The 15,745-nt window shown below is 69.0% G+C and carries 13 protein-coding genes and 1 pseudogene; 6 read left to right on the forward strand and 8 right to left on the reverse strand.

What is annotated here, in order from left to right; translation table 11 throughout:
• Positions 1–406 precede the first annotated feature (406 nt).
• On the reverse strand, positions 407–889 hold the full coding sequence (locus BGN97_RS06385) for a MarR family winged helix-turn-helix transcriptional regulator (protein WP_292699044.1): 483 nt from the start codon (positions 887–889) through the stop codon (positions 407–409).
• A gap of 166 nt (positions 890–1,055) precedes the next feature.
• Here BGN97_RS06385 and BGN97_RS06390 point away from each other — a divergent pair.
• From BGN97_RS06390 to BGN97_RS06405, 4 genes and pseudogenes are all read left to right on the forward strand, one after another.
• Positions 1,056–1,995: pseudogene (locus BGN97_RS06390) on the forward strand (LLM class flavin-dependent oxidoreductase).
• Entirely contained in the window at positions 1,988–2,695 is a 708-nt protein-coding gene (locus BGN97_RS06395) for an NADPH-dependent F420 reductase (protein WP_292699046.1), read from the forward strand. The pseudogene BGN97_RS06390 and the gene BGN97_RS06395 overlap by 8 nt, the downstream one beginning before the upstream one ends.
• Positions 2,696–2,964: 269 nt before the next feature.
• The gene (locus BGN97_RS06400) at positions 2,965–4,626 is read left to right on the forward strand and encodes a glycoside hydrolase family 13 protein (RefSeq protein ID WP_292699048.1); all 1,662 of its coding nucleotides are present in this window, start codon (positions 2,965–2,967) and stop codon (positions 4,624–4,626) included.
• 106 nt (positions 4,627–4,732) lie between these two features.
• A complete protein-coding gene (locus BGN97_RS06405) occupies positions 4,733–5,734 on the forward strand; it encodes a LacI family DNA-binding transcriptional regulator (RefSeq protein ID WP_292699050.1) in 1,002 nt (333 codons plus the stop codon).
• A 169-nt stretch (positions 5,735–5,903) separates the two neighbouring features.
• Here the strand turns inward: BGN97_RS06405 and BGN97_RS06410 are convergent, their stop codons facing one another.
• The 5 genes from BGN97_RS06410 to BGN97_RS06430 form a co-directional block, all read right to left on the reverse strand.
• Positions 5,904–8,189 carry a glycoside hydrolase family 3 N-terminal domain-containing protein gene (locus BGN97_RS06410; RefSeq protein WP_292699052.1) on the reverse strand — a complete coding sequence of 762 codons (2,286 nt, stop codon included), beginning with the start codon at positions 8,187–8,189 and terminating at the stop codon, positions 5,904–5,906.
• Positions 8,186–9,151: an ABC transporter permease gene (locus BGN97_RS06415; RefSeq protein ID WP_292699214.1), complete on the reverse strand. Its 966-nt coding sequence runs from the start codon at positions 9,149–9,151 to the stop codon at positions 8,186–8,188. The genes BGN97_RS06410 and BGN97_RS06415 overlap by 4 nt, the downstream gene beginning before the upstream one ends.
• A 98-nt stretch (positions 9,152–9,249) precedes the next feature.
• Positions 9,250–10,368 carry an ABC transporter permease gene (locus tag BGN97_RS06420; protein WP_292699054.1) on the reverse strand — a complete coding sequence of 373 codons (1,119 nt, stop codon included), beginning with the start codon at positions 10,366–10,368 and terminating at the stop codon, positions 9,250–9,252.
• Entirely contained in the window at positions 10,365–11,174 is an 810-nt protein-coding gene (locus BGN97_RS06425) for an ATP-binding cassette domain-containing protein (protein ID WP_292699056.1), read from the reverse strand. The genes BGN97_RS06420 and BGN97_RS06425 overlap by 4 nt, the downstream gene beginning before the upstream one ends.
• A complete protein-coding gene (locus BGN97_RS06430) occupies positions 11,171–11,995 on the reverse strand; it encodes an ABC transporter ATP-binding protein (RefSeq protein ID WP_292699058.1) in 825 nt (274 codons plus the stop codon). The genes BGN97_RS06425 and BGN97_RS06430 overlap by 4 nt, the downstream gene beginning before the upstream one ends.
• A 69-nt stretch (positions 11,996–12,064) precedes the next feature.
• Between BGN97_RS06430 and BGN97_RS06435 the strand changes: the two genes are divergently transcribed.
• Positions 12,065–12,325 carry a hypothetical protein gene (locus BGN97_RS06435; protein WP_292699060.1) on the forward strand — a complete coding sequence of 87 codons (261 nt, stop codon included), beginning with the start codon at positions 12,065–12,067 and terminating at the stop codon, positions 12,323–12,325.
• A gap of 44 nt (positions 12,326–12,369) precedes the next feature.
• Here BGN97_RS06435 and BGN97_RS06440 read toward each other — a convergent pair whose 3' ends face one another.
• Positions 12,370–13,734 carry an ABC transporter substrate-binding protein gene (locus tag BGN97_RS06440; protein WP_292699062.1) on the reverse strand — a complete coding sequence of 455 codons (1,365 nt, stop codon included), beginning with the start codon at positions 13,732–13,734 and terminating at the stop codon, positions 12,370–12,372.
• A 166-nt stretch (positions 13,735–13,900) separates the two neighbouring features.
• Here BGN97_RS06440 and BGN97_RS06445 point away from each other — a divergent pair, with 166 nt between their 5' ends.
• Positions 13,901–14,542: a TetR/AcrR family transcriptional regulator gene (locus BGN97_RS06445; RefSeq protein WP_292699064.1), complete on the forward strand. Its 642-nt coding sequence runs from the start codon at positions 13,901–13,903 to the stop codon at positions 14,540–14,542.
• Here BGN97_RS06445 and BGN97_RS06450 read toward each other — a convergent pair whose 3' ends face one another.
• A complete protein-coding gene (locus BGN97_RS06450; protein ID WP_292699066.1) occupies positions 14,543–15,733 on the reverse strand; it encodes an MFS transporter in 1,191 nt (396 codons plus the stop codon).
• Positions 15,734–15,745: the final 12 nt, after the last annotated feature.

A 15,745-nucleotide genomic window follows, 5' to 3' on the forward strand; every position in this document is an offset into this window, starting at 1 on the left:
TGGACGAGGATAATTTGGCATTTGACAAGTGCACGCTGTTGAGTTCTCAAGGATCGGACGCACCCACACACCCACCAATCAAGGCGAGAAGCGCAGGGCAACTTCACAATCTTATCTGTCCCGACCAGGCTGTCAAATCGACGCGCCGTGAGGATCAGGACCAGATCTGCCGTCCCGTCTCCGGGGCAACCGTTCTAGCTTATCCGTCTCGGCGAGCTTGTCAAATCGACCATCTCGGCGGGACAACCACGCTCCCCGGGCCTGAGGACCGGTGCCGATCTCACAAGTGAGAAGAGCTTGAGGTGGGTGGTTCGCCGCTTGGAGGGGAGCCAGGCCTTCCGGCCTTCCGCTCAACCGCTTGGGGCGAACAAGTAATAATTTACGTGGATCCCGGGCATCCGGCAAATCAGCTGCGGAGCCCGGGCGTGTCGCCCGCTTTCCGGCGCAGCGCAGCCGCGATCCCGCCCGCGTCATCGAGCTGCTGCGGCGAGAGCGCGTCGACGAACAGCTCCTTGACCGCGCGCAGGTGCGGGACCGAGCCGGCGCGGAACAGCTCCAGGCCCACCACGGTGATCGTCACCTCCACGCCGCGCGCCTCCGCCTCGCTCGCGTCCCTCGTGATGAGGCCGCGGCGCTCCATCCTCCTCAGGTGATGGGACAGCCTGCTGCGCTCCCATCCCACGGCATCCGCCAGCTGCGCGGAGCGGAGCGTGCGTCGCGGCGCCTCACTCAGGGCCAGCAGCACGCTGTAGTCCCCGGATGACATCCCCGACTCCGACAGCATCCTGCCGTCCAGGGTGCGCCGCAGCGCGTCGGCGGTCTCGATGTACTCGCGCCACACGCGCAGCTGCGCAGGGGTGGGCGTGCTCCTCGTCCTGTCCGCAGGCATCCGTCCTCCTCGGGAATGGATGGGCTCACCCTACGGTTGAGACGATTGACACGTCAACAAGTAGGACGTCGCGCGGGAAGGTCGGCACATCATGAGCGCCACGGTCGAGGGCATCGAGTTCGGGCTGAGCTCCTTCGGGGACGTCGCCACCGACGCCGGTCGGGTGATGTCGGATGCCGAGTCCCTACGGCTGCTAATCGAGGAGGCGCAGCTGGCGGAGTCCGTGGGCCTGGACGTCTTCAGCATCGGCGAGCACTACAAGGAGGGGTCGGTCGACTCGGCGACTCCAGTGGTGCTGGCCGCCGCAGCGCAGGCGACCTCCCGCATCCACCTCGGCACCTCCGTCACGGTGCTGTCCACGCAGGACCCGGTGCGGCTCTATCAGCAGTTCGCCACCGTCGACGGCATCTCCGGCGGCCGCACTGAGATGGTCCTCGGCCGGGCATCCGCCATCGAGTCCTTCCCCCTGTTCGGCTATGACATCGCCGAGTACGAGGAGATCTTCGAGGAGAAGCTCGAGCTGTCCATGCGCCTGGATCGGCATCGGCGGCAGCCCCGACTCCGTCATCCGCGCCGCCCGGTACGGCCTGCCCCTGATGATGGCCATCATCGGCGGGCGCCCCGAGCGCTTCGCCGGCCACGTGGAGCTGTACCTGCGCGCCCTCGCCAAGTACGGCCACGAGGAGCTGCCGGTCGCACAGCACTCCATCGGACTGATCGCCGACTCGGACGACGAGGCGAAGAACACGCACTGGCAGTACTGGGAGCCGATGGTGCAGCAGCTCAGCAAGGAGCGTGGCTTCTACCCGCCGACGCCCGAGCGCTACGCGGAGGAGGTCGACTCCGGCGCACTGTACGTCGGCTCACCCGAGACCGTCGCGCAGAAGGTCGCGCGGACGTTCCGCGACAACCGCCTGTCCCGCTTCGACCTGAAGTACGACCTGACGCACCTGCCGCGCGAGGCGCGGGAGAACAGCATCCGCCTGCTCGGCGAGAGGGTGGTGCCCCGGGTCCGCGAGCTCCTCGCCGAGGACCCGGGGAGCTGGTACCCGACCCGCCGCCAGGTCGCCCAGATCATCAAGGACGGCAAGGCCGTCCATGCCTGAGACCACGAACACCCAGGAGAAGCCCATGACCACCATCGGCATCCTCGGTGCCGGCAAGGTCGGCACCGCGCTCGCCCGCCTCGCCGTGGCGGCCGGCCACCGCGTGCTGATCGCCGGCTCGCGCGACCCCGAGCGCATCGCACTGACCGTCGAGGTCCTGGTGCCTGGTGCTACCGCAGTGCACGCCGCCCACGCGATCCGCGAAGCCGACATCGTGGTGCTCGCCCTGCCGCTCGGCAAGCACGACACCCTCGACGCCGACCTGCTGCGCGGCAAGCTCGTGATCGACACGATGAACTACTGGTGGGAGACCGACGGCATCCGCGACGACCTGAACGATCCCCGCACCTCGACCAGCGAGCTCGTGCAGGAGCACCTCGCGGGCGCCCGCGTGGTGAAGGCGCTGAACCACATGGGCTACCACGACCTCGAGGACGAGTCCCGTCCCGCAGGTGCGCAGGGCCGCAAGGCGATCGCGGTGGCCGGCGACGATGCGGACGACGTGGCGACGGTGTCGGCCCTGGTGGACGCTCTGGGCTTCGATCCGGTGCTCGCCGGCCCGCTCGCGAACGGCGTCGTGCTGCAGCCCGGATACCCGACCTTCGGCGCGAACGTCACCGCCGAGCACCTGCGCGAGCTGATGGACGCCGCGGCCGTGCAGCATGGCACGGCACTGGAGGCCGCGCGGCGCTCGGCCTGAGCCGCGGACGGATGCCCCATGCGGGCGCGCACGACGGCAGAGCGCGGCATCCGCAGCGGCGCGCGGGCGCAGCATCCGCTGTCTTCTGAAGGACACTCTCGGTTCTGAAGGATGCGCGGGCGCCGAGCGTCCTTCAGAACCGAGTCCGTCCTTCAGACCTGCGCGGGGGAGAGCATCCCACTTACACCTCTCCTGGCCGCCACGCCCGAATCGAACCGATTCGATCCCCGCACTTCCGGAAGTGTAAGCGCTTCCAGTAGCCTGTTCGCATGGCACAGCTCGAGCAGGTCGCATCCCCCGGTTCCGAATGGTGGCGCACGGCCGTCATCTACCAGATCTATCCGCGCTCCTTCGCCGACGCCTCGGGCGACGGCATCGGCGACCTGCCGGGCATCACCGCGCGACTCGACGACCTGAAGAGCCTCGGCGTCGACGCGATCTGGCTGAGCCCGTTCATGACCAGCCCGCAGAAGGACGCCGGCTACGACGTGGCGGACTACCGCGACGTCGACCCGCTGTTCGGCACGCTCGCTGACTTCGACGCCATGCTCGACGCGGCGCACGCCCGCGGCATCCGGGTGATCGTCGACCTCGTCCCCAACCACTCCAGCGACCAGCACGTCTGGTTCCAGCAGGCGCTCAAGGCCGCACCCGGCAGCCCCGAGCGCGCCCGCTACGTGTTCCGTGACGGACGAGGCGAGAACGGTGAGCTGCCCCCGAACAACTGGGAGAGCGTTTTCGGCGGCGGCATGTGGGAGCGCGTGACCGAGGCCGACGGAACGCCCGGACAGTGGTATCTGCACATCTTCGACGCCAGCCAGCCGGACTTCGACTGGACCAACGAGGAGGTGCGCGAGGAGTTCCGCAGCATCCTGCGCTTCTGGCTCGACCGCGGCGTCGACGGCTTCCGCGTCGACGTCGCGCACGGCATGGTCAAGGAGGCCGGCCTTCCGGACTACGCGCCCGTGGCCGACGCGGACTCCATGGGCGGCGGCGAGGAGAACGTGCCGTACTGGGGCCAGGACGGCGTGCACGACATCTACCGCGACTGGCACAAGGTGCTCGCCGAGTACGACGGCGACCGCGCACTGTGCGGAGAAGCCTGGCTGCCCACTCTGAAGAAGACCGCGCTCTGGGTGCGCCCCGACGAGATGCACCAGACCTTCAACTTCCCGTACCTGATGACGGGGTGGGATGCCGCGGCGCTGCGCGCCGTCATCCGGGACTCCCTCGACGCCTTCGGCGAGGTGGGTGCTCCGAGCACCTGGGTGCTGTCGAACCACGACGTGATCCGGCACGCCTCGCGCCTGGCCCTGACCGCCGACAGCCCGCAGGGCGACGGCATCGGGCCGAAGTCGAAGGGCAAGCCCGACCCGGCCGTCGGACTCTCCCGCGGGCGCGCCGCGACCACCGTCATGCTCTCCCTCCCCGGTTCGGCGTACGTCTACCAGGGCGAGGAGCTGGGCCTTCCCGAGGCGATGGAGATCCCGGACGAGTTCCGCCAGGACCCCACCTGGTTCCGCACGAACGGCGAGCGCTACGGCCGCGACGGCTGCCGCGTGCCGCTGCCGTGGACGGCGTCCGGCAAGGCGTTCGGGTTCAACGACACCGGCGCATCCTGGCTGCCGCAGCCGGCCGAGTGGGCGGGCTTCGCCCGGGATGCCGAGGAGCAGGACCCGACCTCGACCCTGAACCTGTACAAGGCGCTGCTCGCAGAGCGTCGTGCGCGCGGGCTCGGCTCCGGCTCGCTGGTGTGGGACGACGTGGATGCCGCCGCCGTGGCGTTCCACCGCGGCGACCTGCACGTGGTGGCGAACCTGGGCTCCGAGCCGATCGAGCTCGGCGAGGGCGTGACGTTCGTGATCCAGTCCGAGCCGTTCGCCGGCACCGCCCTGCCCCCGAACACCGCAGCCTGGTTCACCCGGGCCTGATCTTCGACTCGGACCTCACCGTGAGAAACCATATTCTGGCTGAGAAACCAGGTCAGGCGTGGTGTCTCGTGCGGAATGTGGTTTCTCACGGAGAGGATGACGCGACATGGTGAGCATCGACGAGGTCGCGAAGCTCGCGGGAGTGTCGACCGCGACCGTGTCGCGGGCGCTCAGCGGGCGCGGGCACGTGTCCGCCGGCGCGCGCGATCGCGTGCACGTCGCCGCCGAGACGCTCGGGTACGTCGTGTCGTCGCGGGCGTCGAGCCTGGCATCCGGCCGCACCCAGAACGTCGGCGTGATCGTCCCGTTCCTGGACCGCTGGTTCTTCAGCACGGTGCTCTCCGGCGCGACGAGCGCGCTGATGCGCGCCGGCTACGACATCACGCTCTACAACATCACGGCCGACGCCGCCATCCGGCACGAGGTGTTCTCCACGTTCCTGCGTCGCCAGCGCGTGGACGCGGTCGTCGCCGTGTCCATCGAGCTCGACGACGACGAGACCGGCCAGCTGCTCGACCTGGGGCTGCCGGTGATCGCGATCGGCGGCCCGAACCCGCGGCTGCGCACGCTCACCGTCGACGACACCGCGGTCGCGCGCCTGGCGACCGATCACCTGATCGGCCTCGGCCACCGCGACATCGCGCACATCGGCGCGAACCCGGAGTTCGACATCGACTTCCACATCCCGACCCAGCGCCGGCTCGGCTTCGAGCAGGCGCTGACGGATGCCGGGATCACGCCGAACCACGCCTTCCTGGAGCCCGCGGACTTCACCGTCGACGGCGGCTTCCGCGCGGCCAAGCAGCTGCTGGGGCGCCCCGGCCCTCGTCCGACGGCGATCTTCGCGGCATCCGACGAGATGGCGATCGGCGCGATACTCGCCGCCCGCGATCTGGGCTTCCGGGTGCCGCAGGACCTCTCGATCGTCGGGATCGACGGGCATGAGCTGGGCGAGTTCTTCCAGCTCACGACCGTCGACCAGTTCCCGACGGCGCAGGGCGAGCGCGCCGCGCAGGCGATCCTCGCGCAGCTGGAGGGCGGTGCGGATGCCCCCGGCGGCGAGCTGCCCTACGAGCTGCTCGTCCGCGGCACGACCGCGCGGGTGTAGTCGCGGGCTGGTCCTGCGTGCGGCGGCGCACGCGCTCGCGCGACCGCGCCGAGCACTTCGCGCGGAGATGTGCGCTTCCCGCGGACCGAATCACAGCATCCGTCCGCGCGAAGCGCACATTCCCGCGCCAAGCGCACGGCATGCGCGTCGCGGCGACGACCGTGCGGTGTCAGCGCACGGTGAACCCGGCCCGCAGCAGCGCCTCGTCGCGGGACGACGGGCCGACCAGCAGCTCGAAGTCGCCGGGCTCGACGATCCGGCGACCGCGGGCATCGACGATCGTGCAGTCCGCGACGGGCAGTTCGATGCGCACGCGCTGCGACTCCCCCGGCGCCAACGGCACCTGCCGGTGGGTCTTCAGCTCCTTGTCCGCCCAGCTGACGCTGGTCACGGCGTCGCGCACATAGACCTGCACGGTCTCCAGCACCGGCCGTGAGCCCGTGTTGGTCACCGTCACGTCCGCGGCGAGCGTGTCGTCGGCGCCGAACGAGGCCGAGAGCACGGTCAGCGCTGAGTACTCGACGGTCGTGTACGACAGCCCCTCGCCGAAGGCCCAGGCGGGCGACTGGGTCAGGTCGGCGTAGCGGTGGCCGTGCTGGCCGCGGATCTGGTTGTAGTACGTCGGCTGCTGGCCGACGTGACGCGCGAACGAGATGGGAAGCCGTCCCGAGGGCTCGATGGCACCGGTGATCAGCTCGGCGATCGCGCGGCCGCCCTGCATCCCGGGGTTCGCCGCCCAGATCACGGCGGCGGCCCGAGAGGCGGATGCCGGAAGCACCAGCGGCTTGGAGGCGAGCAGCACGATCACCACCGGTCTCCCGGTGGCGATCAGCGCGTCCAGCAGCGCGTTCTGCCCGCCGATGAGCTCGAGCGTCGCGGTGGACCGCCCCTCGCCCACCAGCTCGATCCGGTCGCCGACGACGGCGACGACGACATCCGCGGACTCCACCTCCTGGACAGCTTCGGCGATCAGGCCCTGATCCGGCGGCGTCGGCACCACCAGCGGCGGGCGCGGCTGACCGTCGGGGAACCTCGCACCCAGCGGGTCATCCACCAGCGTGAGGATGTCCGCGCCGCGCGCGTGACGTACGGTGAGGCCGTCGACAGCGCGGAGCCCGTCGAGCACGGTGGTGATCATCTCCCGCGGCTGCCCGTCCAGCCAGCCCGCCTGCCCCGAGCCGCCGGCCCAATCGCCGAGCTGGGTCTGCGCATCGTCGGCGAGCGGACCGACCACGGCGACCCGCAGCGGCTCGGCAGCCGGCAGGAGCGGCCCACCAGGCGCAGCCGGCGAGAGAGCCCCACCAGGCGCAGCCGGCAGAAGAGGTAGGGTCCCGTCGTTCTCGAGCAGGACGAGCGAGCGCCGCGCCACCTCGAGGTTCAGGTCGGCGTGCGCCCGGCTGCCGACCACCGTGTCGAGGTCCTCGGACGGCATCCGCGGGTCCTCGAACAGTCCGAGGTCGAACTTGAGAGTCAGGATGCGGCGCACGGCGTCATCGAACGCGTCCGGCGCGATCAGCCCCTGCTCCACCGCGGCGAGCGCGCCCTCGAAGAACCCGGGCGTCGTCATGATCATGTCGTTGCCGGCCTTCGTCGCGGCCGCGGCGGCGTGCGCGTAGTCGGGCTGCACATGCTGCTCCCACACCATGCGCCCGACGTTGTCCCAGTCGGTGACCAGCGTGCCGGTGTAGCCCCACTCGCCCTTGAGGACCTCGGTGAGCAGCCAGTCGTTCAGCGTGATCGGCACGCCGTCCGTGGTCTGGTAGCCGAGCATGAACGTGCGGCAGCCCTCCCGGGCGACTCGCTCGAACGGAGGCAGGAACCACGAGCGGAGCTTGCGGGGCGAGATGTCTGCCTCGCTGGCATCCCTCCCGCCCTGGGTCTCGGAGTAGCCGGCGAAGTGCTTGGCCGTGGCCAGGACGGCCGTGCGATCCGAGAGGCCGTCCCCCTGGTAGCCGCGCACCATCGCCGATGCCAGCTCGCCGATCAGGTACGGGTCCTCGCCGAAGGTCTCGTTCACGCGCCCCCAGCGCAGATCGCGGGCGATGCACAGCACCGGGGAGAAGGTCCAGTGGATGCCCGTGACCGCGACCTCCTCGGCGGTGGCCCTCGCGACGCGCTCGAGCAGATCGGCGTCCCAGGACGCCGCCATGCCGAGCTGCGTGGGGTAGATCGTCGCGCCCGGCCAGAACGAGTGACCGTGGATGCAGTCCTCCGCCACCAGCAGCGGGATGCGGAGCCGGGTCTGCGCGACGAGTTCGTTCGCCAGCAGGATCCGCTCCGGAGAGGTGTGCAGGATCGATCCCGCGTGGCGGGAACGCACCGCGTCGTCCAGGTCCTCGCGGGCGTCCAGCTGCAGCATCTGCCCGACCTTCTCCTCGAGGGTCATCCTGCTGAGCAGATCCTCCACACGATCGGCGGTCGGCAGAGCGGCGTCCTGATAGGGGTGGGAGGTCAACGTACTGGTTCCTTCGCGTGGTTCTCGCCGGGCTGCGCGCCGGCCTCGTCGGTCCGGGTGGATGCCGGCTGTGTCCGCACCGAGGTGACGGCGGCGTTCAGATCCAGGCCCTTCTTCCTCATGGCGCGAGCGCGCTCCCCCGCGGAGCGAAGCCGCGGGTTGACGTACTCGTCAATTCCGAAGTTGATCAGCGCCAGGGCGACGCCGACCAGCGCGATGCACAGGCCGGCGGGGACGTACCACCACCAGTAGTCCGGGAACGCGTTGTTCTGCTGCGCCCAGAACAGGATGGTGCCCCAGTTCAGGTTCGACACCGGGATCACCCCGATGAAGGCGAGCGTCGTCAGCCCCAGCACCGCGGCGGTCATGGTCCCGACGAAGCTGGAGGCGATGATCGCCATGAGGTTCGGCAGCATCTCCACCAGGATGATGCGGTGCAGCGGCTCGCCGTTGGCCCTGGCGGCCTGGATGAAGTCGCGGTTGCGCAGCGACATGGTCTGCGCACGCAGCACCCGGGCGCCCCACGCCCACCCGGTCAGGCCCAGCACGGCCGCGATGACCCACAGCGGCGGGTCGGCGAACTGCGAGGCGATGATGATCATCAGCGGCAGTCCGGGGATGACCAGGAACACGTGGGACAGCGCCGACAGCGACTCGCTCTTCCAGCCGCGCAGGTATCCCGCCGTCACCCCGACGACGATCGCGACCACCGTGGCCATGATCGTCGCCAGGAATCCGACCACGAGCACGCCGCGCGTGCCGTAGACCATCTGGCTGAAGACGTCCTCGCCGATGTGCGTCGTCCCCAGCAGGTGCTGGAACGACGGCGGCTGCAGGGTCTGGTCGAGGTGCTGCGCGGTCGGGTCGTACGGGGCGATCAGCGGCGCGAGGATCGCGACCAGCGTGAAGATCGCGAGGATGACGAGCCCGGTGGCCGACTTGGCGTTGCTGAACATCGCCATCGATGCGCCCAGCTGACTCCAGAACGTCTTCCGCCGGGGGGCCGGGGGCGCGGTGAACGCCTGCTGGGCGATCAGGTTCTGCGTGGGAGCGGTCATGATCAGGCCTCCGTCTGCCGGGTGCGGGGGTCGAGGATCGCGTAGGCGATGTCGGCGAGGATGTTGGCGATCAGCACGGCGAGGACCAGCACCAGGAAGATCCCCTGCATCAGGGCGAAGTCCTTGGCGTTTGTCGCGCTGAGCAGCAGCAGTCCGATGCCCGGGTAGGAGAACACCATCTCCATCACGATCGTGCCGCCGACGATGAACCCGAGGGCCAGGGCGAAGCTCTGGATCTGTGGCAGCACGGCGTTGCGAGCGGCATAGCGCCACAGCACGCGGTTGTCGGGCATGCCCTTCGCCTGCGCGACGGTGACGTAGTCCTCGTCGAGCACCGTGAGCATCATGTTGCGCATCCCGAGCACCCAGCCGCCCAGGGAGACGAGCACGATCGTGATCACGGGGAGCACGGCGTGCGAGACGACCTGCGAGATGAACTCCCCGTTCCAGCCCGGCTCGACGCCCACCTCGTACGCGTGCCCCGCGGGGAACCATCCGAGCACCGTGGCGAACACCGCGATGAAGATCAGGCCGAGCCAGAAGTAGGGCACGGTGCCGAGGAACGTGGTGATCGGCACCAGCGAGTCGAGCCTGCCGCCCCGTCTCCAGCCGATCACGGCGCCGAGCACGGTACCGATGATGAACGAGATCACGGTCGCCACCCCCACCAGTCCGAGCGTCCACGGCAATGCCGCGGCGATCGCCTGACCCACCGGCGCCATGCCCGTGGAGATCGAGACGCCCAGGTCGCCGTGCAGCAGGTTGCCCCAGTAGGTGAGGTACTGCTGCCAGAGCGGGATGGACTTGTCCAGGCCGAACAGGATGCGCAGCGCCTTCTCGGCATCCGGGGTGAGCTGTCCCTGGCTGCGCGCCATGTAGGCGTCGACCGCGTCGCCCTTCATCAGCCGCGGGAGGAAGAAGTTGATGGTGATCGCGGCCCACGCCGTGAACGCGTAGAACGCGACGCGACTGCCGATGAACCGCCAGGGCACGCGGATGCCGCCGTGCTCGGCCTTCGTCGCGGTCGTCCCGACCAGCGTCGGGTCGGTCGTCCCGGCGGCGGCGTGCTGTTCCGCGGAGGCCCGGTCCACCGCTTCCGCCGATGTCTGCTCCGCGCTCATCGCGCGCCTCCTGCCTGTGTCGCGGCGGTCCGGAAGAACTCCTCCGGATCGGGGGATGCAGCGCGCAGTTCGCGCGTGTAGGGGTCCTTCGGGTTCAGGATCACGTCGTCCGCGGGCCCGTACTCGACCGCCCTGCCCTGGTTGAGCACCATGATCTCGTCGCTGAAGTGCCGGGCCGTGGCGAGGTCGTGCGTGATGTAGAGCACGCCGAGCCCCTGCTCGCGCTGCAGATCCGCGAGCAGATTGAGCACGCCCAGCCGAAGGGACACGTCCAGCATCGACACCGGCTCGTCGGCGACCAGCAGCGCGGGCCGCGATGCCAGCGCACGGGCGATCGCCACACGTTGGCGCTGCCCGCCGGACAGCTCATGCGGGCGTCGCTCCATCACGGCATCCGGATCGAGCTTCACGCGCTCCAGCAGCCGGCGCACCTCGGCGTCGATCTCGCCGGACGGGACGACCTTGTCCAGGCGCAGGGGACGCTCGACGTGGTGGCGGATGGAGTGGTAGGGGTTCAGCGAGGCGAACGGGTCCTGGAACACCATGCGCAGCTGCTGCCGGTACTTGCGCAGCCCCCGCCCGCCGCGCGGGATGGGCGTGCCGTCGAGCAGCACCTCGCCGTGCGTGGGCGTCTCGAGCTGCGTGAGGATCTTCGCGATCGTCGACTTGCCGCTGCCGGACTGTCCGACCAGTCCGATCGTCTGATGCGAGCGGAGCGTGAAGCTCACATCGTCGAGCGCCCTGATCTGTCCCGATCCTCGGACGTTGTAGATCTTCGTGACGTTCTTGAACTCGAGGGTCGTCATCGCGTCACCACTCCTCTCTCGCCGGTGAGGCGGGGGAACGAGCGCAGCAGGTTCTGCGTGTACTCGTGCCGGGGGTTCGTCCACAGCTCCCTCGCGTCCGAGAGCTCGACGATCTCGCCCTCGCGCATCACGGCGATGCGGTCGCTGATCTCCAGCAGCAGGGGCAGGTCGTGGGTGATGAACACGACCGAGAAGCCGAACTCGTGGCGCAGCTGCGAGATCTGCTTGAGGATCTCCCGCTGCACCAGCACGTCCAGCGCCGTCGTGGGCTCATCCATGACCATCAGCTGCGGTCGCAGGGCGAGGGCCATCGCGATCATGACGCGCTGGCGCATGCCGCCGGAGAGCTCGTGCGGGTACGACCGCGCGCGCTGAGCGCCCACCTTCACGATCTCGAGCAGCTCGTCCACGGCCTCACGGCGCTCACGGCGGCCCATGCGGGGCCGGTGCACCACGAACACGTCGTCGAGCTGCGAGCCGATGGTGGCCACGGGATTGAGGGCGTTCATGGCGCCCTGGAACACCATCGAGATCTTGTCCCAGCGGAAGCGCCGCATCTGCTCCACGTCGAGCGCGTGCAGGTCGATGTCCGCGCCGTCCTCGTCGTGGAAGACGACGCTGCCGCCGGTGATCACGGCCGGGGGCTTGAGGAGTCTCTGCACCCCGTACGCGAGCGTGGTCTTGCCGCTCCCGCTCTCGCCGGCGAGACCGATGATCTCGCCGCGGCGGATGTCGAGCGTGACGTGCTTGACCGCCTCGACCGGCGGATCGACGTCGTACACGACCGAGAAGTCGCGTATCGAGAGGAGGGGATCTGTCATGAGGAGGCCCTTCGGCTCGGTGCAGGTCCGGGGCGGGAGAGCCCGCCCCGGACCTGCGATGACGACTACTTGACCGGCTTCAGATTCATCAGCACCTGGACGGCGGACGGCTGCGTCGGGTCGGCGGTCGCGTACTGGTCGCTCTCGCTCGGCCAGCCCGTGAACGTGCGGGTGTTGTACTCCGCCAGCTGCGGGTGGGTGCCGATCGGGATGGCCGGGACGTCCTCGACGAAGATCCTCTGGATCTTGTTGAGCGCGTCGGTGCGGGCCGCGTCGTCGGATGCCTGGGCGTACTGCTTGAGCAGGGCGGTCGCCTCCGGGTTGTCGTAGCGGCCGAAGTTGTCGGAGACCTTGCCGCCCGACGCCTGCTCGAGCTAGGCGCCGTTCATGACGTCGTCGTAGATGTGCCACGGGTTGGATCCGGATCCCGACCAGTGCAGTGCAGCATCGAAGTTCCCGGTCGCCATGTTGCTGAACCAGGTGTCGGCGTCGGGCGTCGCGACCTTCGCGTCGGCGCCGAGGGTGCTCTTGACCTGGGTCGCGACGAGCTGGATGCCGGTGACGTAGTCGTTCCATCCCTGCGGGTCCTGCAGGGTGAAGGAGACCGGGTTGCCGGACGGATCGATCAGGGCGTCGTTCTTCCAGGTGTAGCCGGCGTCGGTGAGGATCTTCTTGGCGCCGTCGACGTCGACGGTGAAGTTCTTGTCCTTGTACTCGGGGGCGATGTACTGGTCGCCGGTGGGCTGCGGGATGCCGGTGACGTTCTTCAGCTCCGGACCGGCGTTGCTGCGCGCCTTCTCGGCGTGCGCCTTGCGGTCGACGACCATGTTGACGGCCTTGCGGAACGCGACGTCGTTGAACGGCGCCTTCGTGGTGTTGACCAGGATCATGTCGGGGCTCAGGACGTTGGCACCCCAGAAGACGTTGTGCTTCGGATCCTTGTCGACGAAGTTGGTCTGGTAGTCGGTGATGAAGATCTGCGCCCAGTCGGCCTCCTTGCTCTGCAGCGCGCGGAGCAGGCCGGTGTTGTCGTTGTACTCGAGGTACTTGAGGGTGGCCACCGGGACCTTGCCGCCCCAGTAGTCGTTGCGGGCGCTGAGCACGACGCCCTGCGACGAGAAGCTCTTGATCGTGTAGGGCCCGGTGCCGATGGCATCCTTGACCGGATCCTTGGTCGGGTCGGCGATGCTCTTCCACTGGTGCTCGGGGACGATCGGCACCTGGAGGACGTCGCCCTGCTTGACGAACTTCGACTCGCTGAAGGTCATCACGACGTCGTCGCCGTCCTTCTCGATGCCGCTCAGCTTCAGGCCGCCGAGGTCGAGGGCGGGGGTGTCCTTGATGAGGGTGAAGGTGAAGACGATGTCGTCGGCGGTGAACGGCTTGCCGTCGTTCCACTTCACGTCCTTGCGCGGGGTGACCGTGAGCTGCGTGTAGTCGCTGTTCCACTCCACCTTCGAGGCGAGCCACGGCGTGGTCTCGTTCTTGCCGACCGGGTTGACCATCGCGAGCGGCTCGTAGATCATCCGGTCGTACGCCAGCGACATTCCGGAGCCGGTGCCGATGAACGGGTTGTTGATCTGGGTCGAGAGCACCCCGGAGCCGTCCGGATTCGCGACGGTCAGCGAGGTGCCGCCGCCGCTGGATCCGGTCGAGCCGCTCGACGAGCATCCGGTCAGGGCGAGCGCACTCAGTGCGGCGATCGCAGTGCCTGCGATCAAGTACTTCTTGAGCTTCATTGCTTCTCCTAGGGCACGGTGTCCTGGTGCGAGGGGCGAGCGTCTGCGCTCGCTCTCCGGGTTTCACTTACTGGTGAGAAAGTGAATAGACGGTAGGTTACCTACTAGTAAGTAAGCTTTCAAGGGAGCATTATCAGACCGTTACACTCGCCCTGAGGAGGACATCGTGCCGAAGGCCACACAGGACACGCCCCGCACTCGGGCGGCGCAGCACAAGCGCATCGAGATCCTGAACGCGGCCGTCGAGATCTTCGGGAGCAAGGGCTCGACCAACGGCACCCTCGCGGATGTGGCCGAGCAGGTCGGGCTGACCCACGCCGGTGTGCTGCATCACTTCGGGTCGAAGCAGCGGCTGCTGCTCGAGGTGCTCGCCTACCGCGATCAGGCCGACGTCGCCGACCTGGACGACAAGCACATCCCGGGCGGACTCGAGCTGTTCCTGCACCTCATCCGCACCGCGTTCGCGAACGAGCGACGGCCGGGCATCGTGCAGGCCTACACCGTGCTCTCGTCCGAATCGGTGACCGACGGGCATCCCGGGCGGGACTACTTCGAGGATCGCTACACGACGCTGCGCCGCGAGGTGGCCGAGGCGTTCGAGGTGCTGTGCAGGGCCGAGGGCGTCACCGACACCGGCACGATCGCCCACGCCTCCGCCGCCATCCTCGCCGTCATGGACGGCCTGCAGCTGCAGTGGCTGCTGCATCCCGAGATCGTCGACCTCGGCAGGGCCAGCGAGTTCGCCATCACGGCGATCGTCAACAGCGTGCTGAACCCCGGACCGCCGCTGGAGTCCTACCGCCGCTGATCAGGCCGTGCGCGCGGCGGGCTTCGCCCGCGACACGATCAGGTGCAGGATCATCGTCGCGGCGAGCACCACGGCGGATGCCGGCACCAAACCGTCGGCGGGAAGTCCGGACGCCAGCAGCGCGCCGCCCAGCATCCCTCCCAGCGCCGAGCCGAGCTGCATGCCGCTGCCGTTCAGCGCCAGCACCAGCGACATCGCGTCGGGGGCCAGGTCACCCAGCCGGGACTGCAGGGCGACGCCGGACCCGCCGTTGAAGAACGCGCAGCAGAAGAACCAGGCGAACGCCGCGACGGCGCCGGCCGCACCCGGGAGCAGCAGCCCCGCGGTGCCGAGCAGGGCGACCGCGATCAGGATGCCGACGATCAGCGAGATCACGTGCACGGGATCGAACCGGTCGGTGGCGCGCCCCGAGATGATGTTGCCGAACAGGCTGACGACCCCGTAGCCGAACATGGCCGCGATGATCGCGGGCCCCTCGCCGACCCGCGGCCCGAAGATCAGGGTGGCATAGGTGAAGCACAGGTAGCTCGCGCACATGATCCCGGTGGCCACGAGGATCGAGCCCACCAGGGCCGGACGGGCCAGCGGCTTCAGCGTCTCGCGCAGCGACGGCGCCGGCAGGTGCAGTCTCGGAACGTTCACCAGGATGCCGATCAGCGCGACGGCGCCGACCCCGGTGACCAGATACAGCGGCAGCCGCCAGTCCTCCTGGCCGATGACGAGTCCGATCGGCACTCCCAGGGCGGTCGCTGCGAGGAAGCCGCCCAGCACGAACGACAGCGCGCGTCCGCGGCGCTCAGGCGCGGTCTTGGCCAGCACGTAGGCGCTCACCACTGCGCTCAGCAGCGAGCCGCCGATCGCGGAGAGGATGCGGCCGCCCATCGCCATGGCGTAGTTCACAGACAGCGCGATCACGAGGTTGCCCACGACGAACACGGCCAGCGACGCGGAGATGATCCCCTTGCGCTCCCAGCCGTCGGTGAGCGCGCTGAGCACGGGACCCGCCAGCGCGGCGGTGAGCGCGAACACCGCGACGAGCTGTCCGGCGGCGGGCTCGGAGACGTCGAGGTCCTTCGCGATCTGCGGGAGGAGGCCCGCCAGCACGTAGCCGTCGATGCCCATCGAGAACGTCGCCATCGCCAGCCAGAGCAGTGCGCCGAATCCGGCGGGGCGGGTCTCATCCTTCGTCACCGATCCATCCTT

The sequence above is a fragment of the Microbacterium sp. 69-10 genome, assembly GCF_001897945.1.
GTDB lineage: Bacteria > Actinomycetota > Actinomycetes > Actinomycetales > Microbacteriaceae > Microbacterium.